The sequence below is a fragment of the Rhizobium sullae genome (assembly GCF_900169785.1).
Lineage (GTDB): Bacteria > Pseudomonadota > Alphaproteobacteria > Rhizobiales > Rhizobiaceae > Rhizobium > Rhizobium sullae.
Genome location: NZ_FWER01000088.1, coordinates 1 through 15110, shown reverse-complemented (window position 1 = coordinate 15110; position 15110 = coordinate 1). Strand labels below are relative to the sequence as shown.

At 59.7% G+C, this 15110-nt stretch carries 16 protein-coding genes and 2 pseudogenes; 4 read left to right on the top strand and 14 right to left on the bottom strand.

Annotated elements, in window-relative coordinates; genetic code table 11:
* Nucleotides 1-67: 67 nt before the first annotated feature.
* The 8 genes and pseudogenes from BN1800_RS37065 to BN1800_RS37030 all read right to left on the bottom strand — a co-directional run.
* Nucleotides 68-298, bottom strand: a pseudogene (locus tag BN1800_RS37065) (IS110 family transposase); the annotation flags it as partial.
* A 78-nt stretch (nucleotides 299-376) separates the two neighbouring features.
* Nucleotides 377-640: pseudogene (locus BN1800_RS37060) on the bottom strand (nucleotidyltransferase domain-containing protein); the annotation flags it as partial.
* A gap of 158 nt (nucleotides 641-798) precedes the next feature.
* On the bottom strand, nucleotides 799-1827 hold the full coding sequence (locus BN1800_RS37055) for a glycoside hydrolase family 25 protein (RefSeq protein ID WP_087005544.1): 1029 nt from the start codon (nucleotides 1825-1827) through the stop codon (nucleotides 799-801).
* Between the two features lie 158 nt (nucleotides 1828-1985).
* On the bottom strand, nucleotides 1986-3167 hold the full coding sequence (locus tag BN1800_RS37050; RefSeq protein WP_179213997.1) for a M20 aminoacylase family protein: 1182 nt from the start codon (nucleotides 3165-3167) through the stop codon (nucleotides 1986-1988).
* 83 nt (nucleotides 3168-3250) lie between these two features.
* Nucleotides 3251-4030, bottom strand: coding sequence for an amino acid ABC transporter ATP-binding protein (locus tag BN1800_RS37045; protein WP_087005538.1), 780 nt, complete (start codon nucleotides 4028-4030; stop codon nucleotides 3251-3253).
* Entirely contained in the window at nucleotides 4027-4995 is a 969-nt protein-coding gene (locus BN1800_RS37040; protein ID WP_087005535.1) for an amino acid ABC transporter permease, read from the bottom strand. Before BN1800_RS37040 ends, BN1800_RS37045 begins: the two co-directional genes overlap by 4 nt.
* The gene (locus BN1800_RS37035; RefSeq protein ID WP_087005533.1) at nucleotides 4992-5882 is read right to left on the bottom strand and encodes an ABC transporter substrate-binding protein; all 891 of its coding nucleotides are present in this window, start codon (nucleotides 5880-5882) and stop codon (nucleotides 4992-4994) included. The genes BN1800_RS37040 and BN1800_RS37035 overlap by 4 nt, the downstream gene beginning before the upstream one ends.
* A 37-nt stretch (nucleotides 5883-5919) precedes the next feature.
* Complete coding sequence (locus tag BN1800_RS37030; RefSeq protein ID WP_087005530.1) at nucleotides 5920-6909, bottom strand: substrate-binding domain-containing protein; 990 nt, start codon at nucleotides 6907-6909, stop codon at nucleotides 5920-5922.
* 101 nt (nucleotides 6910-7010) lie between these two features.
* Between BN1800_RS37030 and BN1800_RS37025 the strand changes: the two genes are divergently transcribed.
* On the top strand, nucleotides 7011-8339 hold the full coding sequence (locus BN1800_RS37025) for an aminotransferase-like domain-containing protein (RefSeq protein ID WP_087005527.1): 1329 nt from the start codon (nucleotides 7011-7013) through the stop codon (nucleotides 8337-8339).
* A 175-nt stretch (nucleotides 8340-8514) separates the two neighbouring features.
* Here the strand turns inward: BN1800_RS37025 and BN1800_RS37020 are convergent, their stop codons facing one another.
* A complete protein-coding gene (locus BN1800_RS37020) occupies nucleotides 8515-8964 on the bottom strand; it encodes a MarR family winged helix-turn-helix transcriptional regulator (RefSeq protein WP_087005524.1) in 450 nt (149 codons plus the stop codon).
* Between the two features lie 114 nt (nucleotides 8965-9078).
* Between BN1800_RS37020 and BN1800_RS37015 the strand changes: the two genes are divergently transcribed.
* Nucleotides 9079-9456 carry a nuclear transport factor 2 family protein gene (locus BN1800_RS37015; RefSeq protein WP_087005521.1) on the top strand — a complete coding sequence of 126 codons (378 nt, stop codon included), beginning with the start codon at nucleotides 9079-9081 and terminating at the stop codon, nucleotides 9454-9456.
* Nucleotides 9457-9792: 336 nt separating this feature from the next.
* Nucleotides 9793-10215, top strand: coding sequence for a VOC family protein (locus BN1800_RS44295; RefSeq protein WP_210191315.1), 423 nt, complete (start codon nucleotides 9793-9795; stop codon nucleotides 10213-10215).
* Nucleotides 10216-10525: 310 nt separating this feature from the next.
* Here BN1800_RS44295 and BN1800_RS37005 read toward each other — a convergent pair whose 3' ends face one another.
* Both BN1800_RS37005 and BN1800_RS37000 read right to left on the bottom strand, forming a co-directional pair.
* Nucleotides 10526-10744, bottom strand: a complete 219-nt coding sequence (locus BN1800_RS37005) for a hypothetical protein (protein WP_027511344.1) — start codon at nucleotides 10742-10744, stop codon at nucleotides 10526-10528.
* Between the two features lie 228 nt (nucleotides 10745-10972).
* The gene (locus tag BN1800_RS37000) at nucleotides 10973-11212 is read right to left on the bottom strand and encodes a hypothetical protein (RefSeq protein WP_087005514.1); all 240 of its coding nucleotides are present in this window, start codon (nucleotides 11210-11212) and stop codon (nucleotides 10973-10975) included.
* Between the two features lie 611 nt (nucleotides 11213-11823).
* Here BN1800_RS37000 and BN1800_RS36995 point away from each other — a divergent pair.
* Nucleotides 11824-12639, top strand: coding sequence for an aminoglycoside phosphotransferase family protein (locus BN1800_RS36995; protein WP_087005510.1), 816 nt, complete (start codon nucleotides 11824-11826; stop codon nucleotides 12637-12639).
* A gap of 305 nt (nucleotides 12640-12944) precedes the next feature.
* On the opposite strand, the gene BN1800_RS36990 is transcribed toward BN1800_RS36995, so the two are convergent.
* The 3 genes from BN1800_RS36990 to BN1800_RS36980 form a co-directional block, all read right to left on the bottom strand.
* Complete coding sequence (locus BN1800_RS36990; RefSeq protein ID WP_087005507.1) at nucleotides 12945-13517, bottom strand: flavodoxin; 573 nt, start codon at nucleotides 13515-13517, stop codon at nucleotides 12945-12947.
* 30 nt (nucleotides 13518-13547) lie between these two features.
* The gene (locus BN1800_RS36985; protein WP_087005504.1) at nucleotides 13548-14756 is read right to left on the bottom strand and encodes a (R)-mandelonitrile lyase; all 1209 of its coding nucleotides are present in this window, start codon (nucleotides 14754-14756) and stop codon (nucleotides 13548-13550) included.
* A 97-nt stretch (nucleotides 14757-14853) separates the two neighbouring features.
* Nucleotides 14854-15110, bottom strand: a 257-nt coding sequence (locus BN1800_RS36980) for a hypothetical protein (RefSeq protein WP_210191314.1), incomplete at its 5' end; no start/stop codon positions are given.

Here is a 15110-nt window from a genome sequence, read left to right as displayed (position 1 = left end):
ACAGTGGCGGTCATTCTCTGCTCACCGTGATGGGCTGATCTGTTATGCCGCCAGTCCTGCGGCCTGCGGGATATCTTAGCTTCACCTCGTGCCCGAACGAGCTTAGCAATCTCGCCCAGTGATGCGAACCGCCGCACGCCTCAAGCGCAACAGTGGTCGGCGGCGTCTTCTCGAAGAACTTCACCATTTCCCTGCGGGATAGCTTCTTGCGAAGCACCGGCTGCTCGTTGGCATTCACGCCATGCAATTGGAAAACGTTCTTTGACGTATCCATACCAATTCGGATAATCTGTTCCACGGACGGTCTCCCTCGATTGAGCTTTCAACGAACTCATTCTGGCACATTCGATGCCGTTGGGAGCCGTCCACTTCAACAGTACTGTGGCTCCGCCAGCTGCTTGGAATTGACGATCACCAAGATATCGTAGTCGGAGCGGTAGCCCTTCATCGTGTGCGGCTCGTCGACCCAACTGCCGCGCGCGAAAGAACCAAACAAAATGATCTTTAAGATCCGGCCGCGCTTCTTGAGGGCGGCCGAGGTGCCTGACAGCGCATCGGCGAACTCCTCATGGATGATCGCAACGACGCGGGCAAGCTCGCGCTGCTTTTCTTCCGGCAGATGTTCCAACGACGATCGCATGGGTCCATCGATAGGCCAAAGACGATTCGCCGTCCACTACTGGAAACTGTAGGAACCGCGGCGGCTTGCAAGCCGGCGCAACTTCCCACGGCACCATGAGGTGGGGATTATCCGTGGCTTTTTCAGGGGCAGGCTGAAGCCAGGCGGCTAACCCGACGCTAGCGTGAGGCCACCCAGTCGTGCCAATCGTTTTCATCACCATGGAAGACGTTGAGGTCGATTCGGCCATCGACACCGTGCGAGAGGCCAGAGCCCGAATATTGCCAGAAAACCCACTTGCGCTTCGGGTAGACCTTCGAGGGATGAGCGGCCACCGAGCGCAGCCAGAAGGGATAGTCGGGAAACGCGCCCTTCAGGTTGTCGCGATAGAAGTCCGGAGCCGTGTAGATGATCGGCCGCTGGCCATAGTGCCGCTCCAGCTTGTCCATGAAGACCTGCATTTTTTCGAGCACCCGCTCGCGCGAAGGCCGCCGCTTGCAGCTCGATTCACCATTCCACTCGACGTCGATAACCGGCGGAAGAGCGCCCGCTTCCTTCGGCACGTTGCGGATGAACCAGTCGGCCTGTTCGCCGGCCGTCCGGCACCAGTAGAAGAAGTGATAGGCGCCGCGCTTCAAGCCGGCTTCCTTGGCCCTGCGCCAGTTCTTCCTGAACATCGGATCGAGATGGTCGCCGCCGTCCGTCGCCTTGATATAGGCGAAGTTTGCACCTTGCGTCCTGAGTCTTTCCCAGTCGATCTCGCCCTGCCAGCGTGAGATGTCGACGCCATGCACGGCAAGTTTTCTGGGCGAGATGGACCCGAAGTTAATCGGTTTGGCGTCGCGGAAGCCATAGCTGTAAATCTGCGATCGCGTTTGCGGAGCCGCCCTCATCTCGGGCTTGGCCGGCGCCAGCATGGCAATAGGCCGTTCCGACGGAATGGGAGCGCCGACCGTTCTGGCGGCCGGTGCGAATGCTTGCGGCTGAGGGACCTGGCCTGCCCAGGCCAATTCTTCCTGCGGCGCGCTGGCTGCCGCTGCCGCTTCGCCGACATTTCCAGACGGTACGAGATTGGATGGTGGGACGACCGAGCTTGTCGTTTCTTGCGACGGTTGTCCCGCCCGGACATTTTCCGGGGGAGGGCCAGATGCACAGCCCGACACAGTCAGGCAGGCAAGAAAGATTGCTGTCACATCCGATAGACGCATAAGAACCCGTACGCAAAACAACTGCCGCCGACGGCAATCCATGCCGTGGGGACCCACTGGCGTGAATGGCTAACGGAAAATTACCAAAAAAGACTGAATCCAATCTTTACCGGCAAGGTTAACGGCGCGACGAATTTCTACAGGTACGACCGACCGATCTACGCCAGATACTTTTCTGTCAGCCTGGCCCACATGGCGGCCCCAACCGTCAGATTCTCGTCCGCAAAGTCGAATTTCGAGCTGTGCAGGATTTCCGAGTTCAGCCCGTTGCCAAGACGCAGGAGGCAGCCCGGCTTGTGCTCGAGAAAATGGGAAAAATCCTCGCTCCCGGGGATCAATGGGCAGGTCAAAATCTTGTCCGGATCGACAAGCTCCTCCGCAACGGTGCGGGCAAACTCCGTCTCCTTCTCCGAATTGATGACGACGGGGTGCCCGCGCACATAATCGATTTCGAAGCCGGCGCCATAACCCTCGGCCACAGTCGCGGTGAGCTTGCGAATTCTCCCTTCCAGAATGTCTCTTATCGCCGGTTCGAAGGACCGGACGCTGAGCGAAAGCGTTGCGATGTCCGGAATGACGTTCGAGGCTTCGCCGGCATGGATGGAGCCGACGGTGACCACTGCCGTTTGCGTGGGATCAATGCTGCGCGAAACGACCGACTGCAGTGAAACGACGAGATTGCAGGCAATGACGACCGGGTCGACTGTCAGATGCGGCCTGGAGGCATGGCCGCCCTTTCCCTTGATGGTGACTTTTACCGTATCGGCAGCAGCCATCAATGGACCGGAACGCAGGAGCCAGGTGCCCTCCGGCGCGCCGGGGTGATTATGCAGCCCGAAAATCGCGTCACACGGGAAGCGTTCGAACAATCCGTCGGCGATCATCGCCTGCGCCCCGCTTGCCGTACCGGCTTCCTCGGCGGGCTGAAAAATCAGGTTGACCGTTCCGTCAAAACGGCGCGTACGCGCCAGATATTCCGCGGCCCCAAGCAGCATCGTCGTGTGGCCGTCGTGACCGCATGCATGCATCTTGCCGGCTGCCCTGCTCGCATAAGGCAGGCCTGTTTCCTCCTGGATCGGAAGGGCATCCATATCGGCGCGGATCGCAATACTGCGCGCGCCGTTGCCCACCTTGAGACGCGCGACGACCCCATGGCCGCCGACATTGCGCAACACGTCGTAGCCCCAGGACTCCAGTTTCTCGGCGACGAAGCGTGCGGTTTCCGCCTCTTCGAACGACAGTTCCGGATTGGCGTGAAGATGCCGGCGCGTCGCTTCAAGCTCTGCCTTGAGCGGCTCGAAGTCGGAGATACGGGCAAAAGCATTGTCGCGTGTCATCAGTTGGTTCCAATAGATAGAATGAACGGGATTGTCGCGCCGCGTTCTACTGGCGCGGGCTGGATGCTGAGCGCTAGGATTGCCGGCTAGATGAAGCGCGCCAGAAAGCTTCTCGTGCGTTGATGCTGCGGATTGCCGAGGACATCTTCGGGCTTGCCGTGTTCGACGACTTTGCCGCCATCCATGAAGATGACCCGATCGGCCGCCTCGCGTGCAAACCCGATCTCGTGTGTCACGACGATCATGGTCAGCCCCTGGCTTGCCAGGTCGCGCATCGTAGAAAGGACCTCGCCGACGAGTTCCGGATCGAGTGCGGAGGTCGGCTCGTCGAACAGCATCAGCTTCGGCTTGATCGCCAGAGCCCGTGCGATCGCCACACGCTGCTGCTGGCCGCCGGAAAGCTGGCGCGGGTAACTGCCGGCTTTTTCCGAAAGCCCGACGCGCTCCAGAAGCATCAACGCATTTTCCGTCGCAGCCTTGCGGCTTTCGCCGTGGATGCCGACCGGCGCTTCGATGATGTTTTCGAGCGCGGTCATATGCGGATAGAGGTTGAACTGCTGGAAGACCATGCCGATCTTGCGCCGCTGTGCAGCGATCGCATTGTTGGAGAGTTTTTCAAGGCGGCCGTTTCGCAACCGGTAGCCGATCTGTTCTCCGTCGAACATGATCGAGCCTTGATTGATGGATTCCAGATGGTTGATGCAGCGCAGGAAGGTCGATTTGCCCGAGCCGGAGGGCCCGAGGATGACCACGACCTCGCCAGGGGAGACATCGAGATCGATCCCTTTCAGGACCTCTAGATTGTCGAAGGACTTGTGAACATTGCGCGCGTGGACGAGCGGTTCGACAGTTACAACGGCATTCAACGGCTTGCCTCCTGTACGATGACGGGTGAGGGGGCGTCCGGTACGACTGGCGCGCCCGCATGTCCTGCAGGCTTCGCTATGCTGCCGGAACGTCTGTCGCCTCTGCTATAGTAGCGCTCGATATAGCCCTGGCCGATGTTGAGGATCGAGGTGATCAGCAAGTACCAGACCACGGCAACGAGCAGCATCGGAATGATCTCGAACGTGCGGTTGTAGATCGATTGGACCGAATAGAGCAGGTCCGCCATGGCGATGACGCTGACGAGCGAGGTCGCTTTGATCATGCTGATGAGCTGGTTGCCGGTGGGCGGAACGATGGAGCGCATCGCCTGCGGGATTATGATCCTTCGCAGTGCGCGCGCACGCGTCATGCCGAAGGCTTCCGCGGTTTCCGCCTGGCCCCTGTCGACGGAAAGAAGGCCGCCGCGGATGATCTCGGCCATGTAAGCCGCCTCGTTGAGCGCCAGGCCGACGATTGCCGCCGTCATCGGCGTGATGACTGAATTGGTGTCCCAGCTGGCCAATGTCGGCCCGAAAGGCACGGTGATCGAAATCGAAGGAAAGAGAGTCGACAGGTTGTACCAGAATATCAGCTGCACCAGGAGCGGTGTGCCGCGGAAGAACCAGATGAAGAGACCGGCAAGGGAATGGGCGAGCCGGTCCGCCGACAACCGCGCAATGGCAAGCAATAGACCGAGCACTATGCCGATCAACATGGCAACGACCGTCAACCCGAGCGAGACGTAAAGGCCGCTGATGACCGTCGGGTCAAAGAAATATTGCGCGACGACGGGCCAGCCGAAATTCTCGTTGTTTGCGACGATCCAGCCAAAATCGGCCGCGATCGCCAGGGTCAGCGTCCAAAGGACAAGGCGATCGATGCGAAACGGCTTGTGCGCGTTGACGACGTCGTGGGGATCCGCATCGCCCGGAGGCGATGCGCTTTTGTGGTTGCCGGCACTCATTTTGGCAACGTCCCGCCGAGATTGATGCCCGGCTCTTTGATCATGTTGTTCTCAAGGCCCCATTTCTTCATGATTGCCGCATACGTGCCGTTGCCCATGAGAATCTTCATGCCGTCGCGCAGCACGGGGCCGAGCGGCGATCCTTTCGGCACGACCGCGCCCTGGTAAAGATTGTCAAAACCGTTCTTCTGGCCGACGCCCGTAAGTTCGAGCTGGCCATTGGCCTGCGACACGAAATAGGTGAGGGGGGCTTGGGAGGAGAAGAATGCGTCCGAGCGCTTGGACCTGACGGCCAGGATCGAGCTTGGCTGATCGGTGAAGGACTGAACCTCGACCGCTTCCTTGCCGTCGGCCTTGCACTTTTCGGCCTGGACCTTGATGACCTTTTCGGCGGATCCACCAGCCATCACGGCAATGCGCTGTCCGCAGGCAGTCTCCAGCGAAGTGATGCCGTTGGGGTTACCCTTGTGCACGGCAAAGACGACGAATTCCTGCACCCAGTCGACGAAATCGTTGGCCTCCTCGCGGCTCTTGAAATCGCCGACAGGGCCGAAGGCGAACTGATAGCGGCCGGAATTGACGCCGGCGAGAAGTGCCGGAAGGCCGCCGACGGTGGCGTGCTCGATTGTGACGCCGAGCACCTGGCCGAGCGCGTCCGTGAGGTCGGCGCTGGCGCCCTCCATCTTTGTTCCGGTCACGATCTCGTAGGGAGGAAAGGAGCCGTTGTTGACTGAGATCATCTTGCCGGCGGTCTTGATGTCCTCGGGAAGCTTTGCCCGCAGTTCCTCGTTGACGGTGAGCTTCGGAAGCGTTGCATCCTCGGCCAAGGCCATTCCAGAGAGCAAGGCGCTCGCAAGAGCGAAGGCGGTGATGGATTTCAAAGGCATTCTCTTATTCCCCTTTTTGGTTTGTATGGAAACGGATTTACGATCCGGCTGCGGCAAGCTGCGGGCGATCTGAGGACGCCTGCAGCGGAAAAAGCTCTGCCGGCGTGAGCGCTCGCGGCAGGATGCCCTGTTCGTGCAGTTCCCGTGCAAAATCGGAAATCATCGCGCGGTTCGCATCAAGGCCGCTCTCGTCCCAGTCCGGTGGAAGATCTGCCGAAACCTTCAAGAGCTCATCGAAGATCCACGGCGTGGTGTCGGCATATTTGCGACGCCTGACCGTCCAGACGCGCTTGGATTCATCTATCAACGCGCTGAGTTCTTCGGGGAGCCACGGATATTGCACCGCCACCGTCGCCTTGATGCCGATGAGATGCATGCCCGGCACGTAGCCGACATCCTTGAAATACTGGCGTTCGGCACGGCGGAAATCTGCAAGCACCTGGCGGAAGGGCGAATCTCTATCGAAAAAGCCCTCGGGCATGAAGGGCGTGAAAACGGCATCCAGTGCCCCCTCCTTCAGAAGGTCGACCATCGGGCGCTCGCCTGGTGCTGCTTCGATGCGTCCCGTGCGGCCAAAGCCGTCGAGACGATCGGTGATGGGATGAGCTTCCGTCAACCGGCCGGCAAACCACATCGCGTCCTCGACGTTGACACCTTCACGGCGCAAGGCAGCGCGTGTCCAGGTGTTTCCGGAATCGCGCCATCCGGTAACGCCAATCCGCTTTCCCCCAAGCTGGCTCAACTCCGTCATCGGGCTGTCCTTCGTCGTGATGATGCAGCGATGGCGAAAGCCGCGCATGATGAAGTTCGGAATGCCGATCACCGTATCGTCGCCGTCGGCGCGAAGCTGGGCGTACCGGCTGAAGGACATTTCCGCCGCGTCATGTGCCTCGTCCTTTCCGACATGGGAGATGAGCGTGGCAACCCTGTCGACCTTCACGTCGAGGCGGGGAGAGGAAACGTCTCCCAACACCAGCGGGGTCATGTAGTCCCAGTCGCGCAGGGCCAGCCGTATCGTTACAGTCATGCATTCGCTCGCAAAAGATGGTTGCTCTTGCTCGTAAATAAATGTTCAATTTGACTCGATCAAATGTTATTACGTTATTGAACATTTAATCTGGTGTAAAAATGAGCGAAACACGAAATGCCGATTGGTTTGCCGAAAAATTGAGCGACAAGACGATCCGCGGCATTGCATTGGAAACCAGCGCCTTGATCCGCGCAGGTGCGCTTCCGGTCGGAACGAAGCTGCCGGCGATCCGCGACCTTGCCTTCGCGCTTGGCGTCAGTCCTGCCACGATCTCCGAGGCCTGGAGCGAGTTGCGCCGCCAGAAGATCATCAGCGGGCGCGGACGCAACGGCACCTGGGTCAGCGGCGACCGGTTCGTTGCCAAGCCCGAGAGGCTTGCAAGTTCCGGCAACTACGGAGAAGGCGTACTCAACCTTACGGCGGCGGTCCCGGATGTACGGCTGCTTCCGCCCCTGGCCGAGGCCCTGGCATACGGCGCGTCTGCGGAAAACCTCAACAGTTACGAACGCAGCCGCATCCTGCCAGAGCTCGAAACGGCTGTGCGCCGCGACTGGCCATACGAGCCGGAGGCCTTTCTCGCCACGAACGGTGGATATAACGCAGTCTATACGCTGCTGCATGCTTTGGTTATGCCGGGCGCTTCGGTCGCAATCGAGAATCCGACGGCCATGCGTCTTCTCGATATTCTTGAGGATCTGGGCGTGCGCATCCTTCCCGTTCAGTGCGACAAGGACGGTCCCCTGCCGTCGTCACTCGAGGCGGCCACGAAATATCGCCCCGTCGCATTTCTGTTTCAGCCGCGGCTTCATTCGGTGACAGGCCAAAGCGTCAGCAGGGCGCGTTTGGAAGCTCTCGGAAACATTCTGGCGGGGAGCGATACGCTGATCATCGAAGACGATGGCGTGGCCGACATCTCCGGCGCACCCAAGCATTCCTTGGGCGGGCGTTTTCCCGACCGCGTCATACACATCCTGTCCTACTCGAAGACGCTGGGTCCGGACCTGCGTCTTGCCGTATTGTCGAGCTCCAGGGCGATCGTGGAGCAAATTCAATCCTACCGAAGCTTCAGCGCCGGATGGACCAGCCGGGTTCTACAGGCCGCAGTCGCGTGGCTGCTCCGCGATCAAATGACGGATGAAATCCTTGCCCGCGCACGCAGTATCTATCAGCAGCGGCGCGATGAGCTGACGAATGCGCTGCGCGAGCGCGGCGTAGAGGTGGATGATGGCGCCGGCCTTTGCGCCTGGGTTCCAGTCTCATCGGAGCCATTTGCAATGGTCACGTTGGCGGCGAGGGGGATCGCTGTTCACCCTGGCGCAAAGTTCTCGATCCTGCCCAGCAATCATATCAGGGTCGCAACGGGCAATCTTTCGGACCATAGCAGAGAGGTCGCAGACGGCATCGCGCTGGCCTGCACGACCGGCTGATCCTAGATTGCGCCTCCGACAATCTTCTCACCTATAAGCGCTGCCATGGAAGCCTCCGGTTTCAAGGTCGTGAGCTGAAAAGTTGATCGCAAACTCCGACCTTGCACCAAGCTGTTGCAACGAGGTTCTCATTCACTGGAACGGCGGGCATCTCCATTGCAGCGGCAGCAGGTGGCTATGGCGGCGAAACACTCGCAATTTGATCCAAATTCGCGATCAACCGGGTAAGCAGGGTGACGAGCTGTTCCGTTTCCGCGCTTGTGAAGCCGTCCAATGCCTCACGATTGCCTTGAAACAAGGCCGCCGTTGCCTCGGGCATGCGTGCTTGCGCGTACTCTGTCAGCACTACGCGGCTGCTTCGACCATCAACCGGATCAGGTGTTCGTTGGATCAAGCCATCCCGCTCCATGCGAGCGAGCATTTGCGCCATCGGTGGCTGCTCCACCTTGGCGAAACGCGCAAGGTCGCGTTGCGTGCTCGCGTTGCCATTTTTCAGCGCGACCAGAACCGGTAAATGTCCGACGCCGAAGCCAAGCGGTTTGAGGCGTGACTCGCTCAGGCGGGCGAACCCTCGCGCCGCGAGGCTGATGAGATGCCCCGGCGTGGAAAGCACATCCTCGTCCATTCTATTCGATCCTTACCCACGTTGACTATGGAATATATATGTACGTATATATCTATGGTCAATGTTGGTTAAGCGCCGTCCAACGGTCATTCCAAACCAGATTGAGGAAACGTGATGTCGGAAATCGATACTCAAGTTATCAAGCTCATCTATGATCGCTTCAATGCGCGCGACATCGATGGGATACTTGCCGTGCTTACCGATGATGTTGCTTGGGCCAACGGCATGGAAGGTGGCCATGTTCACGGGCGTGAGGCAGTTCGTGACTATTGGACACGTCAATGGGCTATCGTGAGTCCACATGTCGAGCCGGTGGCATTTCAGCGCATGAAAGATGGTGCATTAGCCGTCAAGGTGATCCAGAACGTATACGATCTCAATGGCCAGCCGCTGGAGGATCAAACCCACGGTCTCAAAGACAAAACACTGCTTCACGTCTTCCATATGAAGGGCGACAGGATCGCACGCTTTGATATCCGGGATGCCAGTTAGGCCGAGGTCCGGCGTCGACTTCTGTGAAGATGGGGGTGGATGCCATGCTCGGAGGTCTTCGTCCGCCCGTCACCTCTGATCGATCAAAGCTTCACCGATGCCATCAACGAGGCACACCTCTCAAAGCCTGCGCCTTCCCTCCCGAGGGAGCGGGTTCCTTTAGTCGTAGCTTTTGGATGTTGCGCTACATTAATTTGCATCTGCCAACTGCGAATTCGAATTTCCACGGAGTGGTCCGAAAGACCGAAGGTGACCCCGGTTGCGGACGCAGTCTCGAAGCCTATCTCATCAGGGGCTGTATGGCCGTCCAAATCTCTGCGCATATGAGGTCCCGCAATGACGCACGAGCCTAGAAAAAGACCATTATTCCGCAAGCTCGACAATCATCTCCTCCACGTGAGTGATCTCGATGCAGCCATAGCTTTTTATGGGGGCCGGCTCGGTCAAGCCCTGATTTGGCGGGACGATGAAGCCGCCGGCTTTGGGCTCCCGGAAACCGACGCGGAACTGGTTGTCCATCTTCATATCGGTCCCGAGACCGACATCCTGGTCGATGACGTGGACGAGGCGTTTGAGGAGTTCTTGGCCGCCGGCGGAGAGGCTGTGCAACCGCCATTCGAAATCGCGGTCGGACGATGCGCCAGAATCCGCGATCCTTTCGGCAACATAGTTGTGATTTTGGACCAATCGAAAGGGACGTTGGTCACGGACGCGAAGCGGCGTGTCACCGGTGTCAAGCGGGCCAGTAACCACGCGTGAACGTCCACCCGCTGACGTAGTGCTACCGTAATTAAGGCAATATTCTGGTCTGCCATCGGCCCTGAGCGGACCTCGTCTGGTAACTTTTTGTCAGACCCGGTGCTCCTTCCCCCGCGATCGGCATTATCAATCGCAAAGCAGAGCGAACGTTCATTGAACTTCTATGGATTTCTGCACGCACCGGCCTGAGCGGCGGGGTGACACCTGGTACGAATTACGCTCCAGCCAAAATGGCCAAGTATCACCCCGCTGATGGGGTGATAAAAAAGGCACGGGAGCCTGGGATGCAGCGTTTACTTGGACGACACCATCAAGCTCGTCTGAGAAGGGCCGGCATCAAAGGAGCAGCATAGCGGATCGAGTCTCGTTCGATAGCATCCAGAGAGTTCATCAAGTCGACAAAGTCACATGCCTCGGCCCAGGACATGCCACTCACCTGCACGTCACCAAGCGTGGCGGGTTCCATCGTGAGCCCGTCCACGACAAGCCACTTGTCATCGATTTCATGTCGAAGATTGAAACGTCGCATCGCAAGGTCTCCAAACAGTGACCGCGGTACCATACTTTAGAATGGGTGAATATGAAAAAGTTAACAGCCGCTAACTATAACGGTTAGCTTGCGTGATTTGCTGATCCTATATGATCAAAACACGCGATCTACGGAGCTTCCTGGCACCCGGTGTGGTGTTGTGCGGTTGGTTGCCGCTGCGGTTGATGAAGCCGCAGGTAAAAAATTACTGAGAGAAAAATGTTCTGGTCAAGATGAAAAAATCGCAGCGATGCGCTCGAGATCGGTTCGGCTGATTTCCTCAGACACCGGTTCGCTTTTGTTGGCGCGAAACCACTCAGCTGCCTCCCGAACGCGTTCGCCGGTCGGGCCATCGTACGCACCAAGCCTGCCGATCCATTCTCTCACGGTCTCACGTTCCATTCGGCCCGCCCTGTAACGGGCGTGAACGGTTTTAGCAGAGGCCACTAGATCGGGAATACTATTCAAGGACGTGCTCCGCTGACTTCAGGCGCCAATGTACGATTTCTGAGGCGCCGGTGGCGCCGCCAGCGTTGAAAAACGTGCAGGTTGTCTCAATCCATCGGGCTAACCGTGCCGACGACGGGTATCATACCGCCGCAGTAAATAGTAGCGCGGCAAGTATTTTGCCGTCATCTTTCGACCTTCCGAAATTGTCTCGCGCCCCAGAGGGAGGATGGGCTTCATAGCCTGCCACGCCACCTATCGATGCGAGTATATGCCGTTCTTTGGGCATGGCCCCTGTGAATTCCTAAACAACATCAATCCTTTAGATTCAGGAGCTGGCTCCGCGCGCCGTGATCCGGACCTTAAAAGACGCGCCTCCGGTTGGATATCGAAAAGTCGACTGCGCTCCGGACAGCGTGCTCTCCTCGCCGCCGCTTGCCGTGGGTTTAGCGCTCCACCGGCTGATCGGAGTTCGTGGTTGGGCGATTAACTGGTTCATAGCGCGAGCCGGAAAACTAAGCTGTCCCTCCGCTTTCTAAACCAAAGCGGACATCTACCGTTTGACCGATTATTTGCTCAGCGCGTACGCTGTCCAGATAGCACACGCCGGACAATGAGAGCGAGTTGGACGTATGGTTGATGAGCCAGAGATTCCCCTCGAAGGCGGTGCGGACTCGAGAGTCGTTCGAGTCGGTCAGACAGTTCGGCGCGACGGTCGCGCTTGGTCGCCCGCCGTCCTTGATTTGTTGCGACACGTCGAGCGTGAAGGATTTGCCGGAGCCCCACGTGCGCATGGCCTTGATGACCAAGGGCGAGAGGTTCTGACCTACATCGAGGGAGAGGTCGGCCAAGGTGCCGGGTTTATCCCCGACGAAGGCGGCCGCTTCGATGTCCGTCTCCCGGACTATGTCTGGCGCGATGACGTGCTCGTTCATCTTGGCGCGCTCGTACGGGCCTATCACGATGCCGCGGCCAGCTTTCCGTGGGCTGGCCGCGAGTGGCGCTTAAAGGCTCGTCAGCCTGTCGAGACGGTTTGTCACAATGATCTCACGCCATGGAATACTGTCTTTCGAGCGGGCCTGCCGGTGGCTTTCATCGATTGGGACGCCGCGGCGCCAGGGCCTCGCGCGTGGGACCTCGGATTCATCGCCTGGCGTTGGGTGCCGTTCTGGCGCGACGCGAAGTGTCGAGCACATGGACTCCCGACCGGTGTCGCCGAAAAGGCCCGCCGCTTTCGCTTGCTGGTTAACGCGTACGGGCTCGAGCCTGAGATTGACGTCGTGCACGCGGGAATCGAGCGGGTGCGGCACTTGCAGGAACACATGCGGAAGCTCGTCGCTGACGGTTCTAAGTGGGAGGTGGAACTCGCTCGTCGCGGTGTGCTCGACGAGGCGGCGCTTGAGATCGCCTGGGTTGAGGAGCACGCTGCAGCGCTTGCGGGGTCGTGACCCGCCGCGTGAAGGTCTCTTCCGGCACATCCAAGACAGCCGCGGACGGCGTCTTTCGACCCGAAACGGACGTCACTCGGTCGTAGGTATGATTTGCGCAGGCAGCTATCGCTACGACGCAATCGTATCCAGTTCCCGCGTCATTTCGACCATCGTCGGACGAAAGCCCATGGAAGCAAACAAGCACTGAGCGGTCTTGTTTTGGTAAGCCGTGGGACCACGGTGCCCAAGCCTGCGTGTTTGCATTCTCTCCTTCTGTCCATGGATTGTGCCGTCAAAGCCCGAGCGGCCGTTCACTTCGCGAACTAGCCGCTCAGCCAGCCTGTCACCTGTTCCAGGGTCCGCCGTTCCTGGTCCGCCTCCATCGAGAAGCCGGGCCGGACGTCGGCGCCGGGAGCAATCGAGCTGACGATGTCGATGCTATCTCCGAGGCCGTATCCTCCGTGCGTTATGAAAGGGTGGATGATCTTTCCGGAAAGGTCATGTCCCCGTAGGAAGGAACGGACGACAGGTGGGGCCGTCATTCCCCAGATCGGGAAGCCAAGATAGATGGTGTCGTATCGCCGGACGTCCGCCACGATGGTTTTCAGGGGCGGAAGATATCCGGCCCTCGTCTCTTGGCTGGCCTGGGCGACCGTCTCGACATAGTCCTCGGGGTAGGGGTTGCCGGGATTGATTTCGAACAGCGTCGCACCCCTTGCCCCGCGGATCTGACGCGCAATGAGCTTCGTGTTTCCGGTCCGCGAGAAATAGGCGACCAAGGTTCCGCTGGAGCCGGACCGCGCCTGCGATGCGTCGTTCTCGGCAGGCGCCGCAAGGCCGGCCGCGGCAAGGGGTAGAGCCTTCAGGAACTTGCGCCGTGGAATTTGGATCTGCATATGATTGCTCCTTGCACACCACAGGCTCCGTCAGTCGATCTGGCGTCCGTTGCCGTAGTCTTCGTCGGATACTTTCTCCATCCAGGTGACGGCACTGCCGTTCAAGGATTCGGCGACGGCGAAATGGGTCATCGCCTCGTCGGCCGAGGCGCCGTGCCAGTGTTTGACCAGAGGCGGAATCCAGACGACGTCGCCGGGGCCGACCTTCTCGATCGGTCCGCCCTCCTTCTGTACCCAGCCCTGGCCGGATATGATGAAGAGGGTCTGTCCCAGCGGATGCGTGTGCCAGGCCGTGCGCGCACCCGCCGAAAAGGAAACGGTCGCCCCACCGATCCGGGCCGGTGCGTCGCCCTGGTAGAAGCCCGAGGTCTCGACTTCTCCAGTAAAGTGCTGCTCCGGAGCCTTCGCTCTGCCTTGGTCGGCCCGCCTGATCTTCAGGTCGCCCGATGTCGCGGATTGCGCGACGGACGTTTGCAGGCCATTGCGGCGGCTGTCGAATACTCGCTGAAGGACGGGCACGGCCGACATCGCCCTTGGCCAACCGGCATAGAATGCGACATGCGTGACGACCTCGGATGCTTCGGCGCGGGTCAGGCCGTTGTCCATGGCGCGGTTGGCGTGGAAATGGAGCTGCTCGGGCTGACCGATCGCGATCAGGGCCGCCATCGTCACAAGGCCGCGGTCGCGGGCGCTGAGATCCGGCCGCCGCCACAGATCGCCGAACAGGACACGATTGGTGAGGTCCGCGAGCGTCGGAGCCGTAGGTGCCACATTCGCGTTGACGGCAGCCGCACGTGCCGTCTCGGCAGCGGCTTCCAGTTCGATACGGGCAGCAGCGCTGTTTCCCACCGGAGCGATGTCGCGCTCATCGAACACCTTCTTCGTCTCGATCACGGCCGATATCGCGTTCGGCCAGCCCGCGTAGAAGGCGAGCTGCGTGATCAGTTCGCCGATCTCCTCCGGCGCGACGTCGTTGTCGAGCGCCCGGCGGACGTGGCTGCCGATCTGCGCTGCCTTGCCGGTCGAGATCAGGGTGGCGACGGTGACAAGACTGCGGTCGCGCGGCGGGAGCTCGCCCCGCTCCCAAACCTCGCCGAAGAGAACGTCGTCGGTGAAATGGCCGAGGCCGGGAGCAACGTCGTACACGACCGGCGGAGCGACGCGTCCACGGGGTTCTTGTGCTTCGACGCCCGCCGCGGCGAAAGCGGAAATGGCGACGGTGGCTGCGATCTTGTTCATAGGATACCTCATGTTGTCGTCGAAATTAGGCGGCTGGCGCCGTTCGGATCGAGGATTGCAGACAATGCGGGCTCGGCTTTCGGCCGGACCTTGTCGGTCAGACGCGAAGAAGCGTCTTGATCGCGCGGCGATCTTCCATCGCGTGGTATCCTTCCGTGACGTCGGCGAGCAGCCGTGCCGCAAGGCCCCCTTCCACGACGAGACCGCCGATGCTCCCAGTCGCGCCAATGACGAGAACTGTAAGGGTGGGTGCTCTTATGAACCATTCCTGCCTGCGCCAACGATCCTCGGTTGGCGAAGGCAAAACTACCATCCGAGCATTGATCGGATTAGAGGGCGTGTTTGGCATGCGGG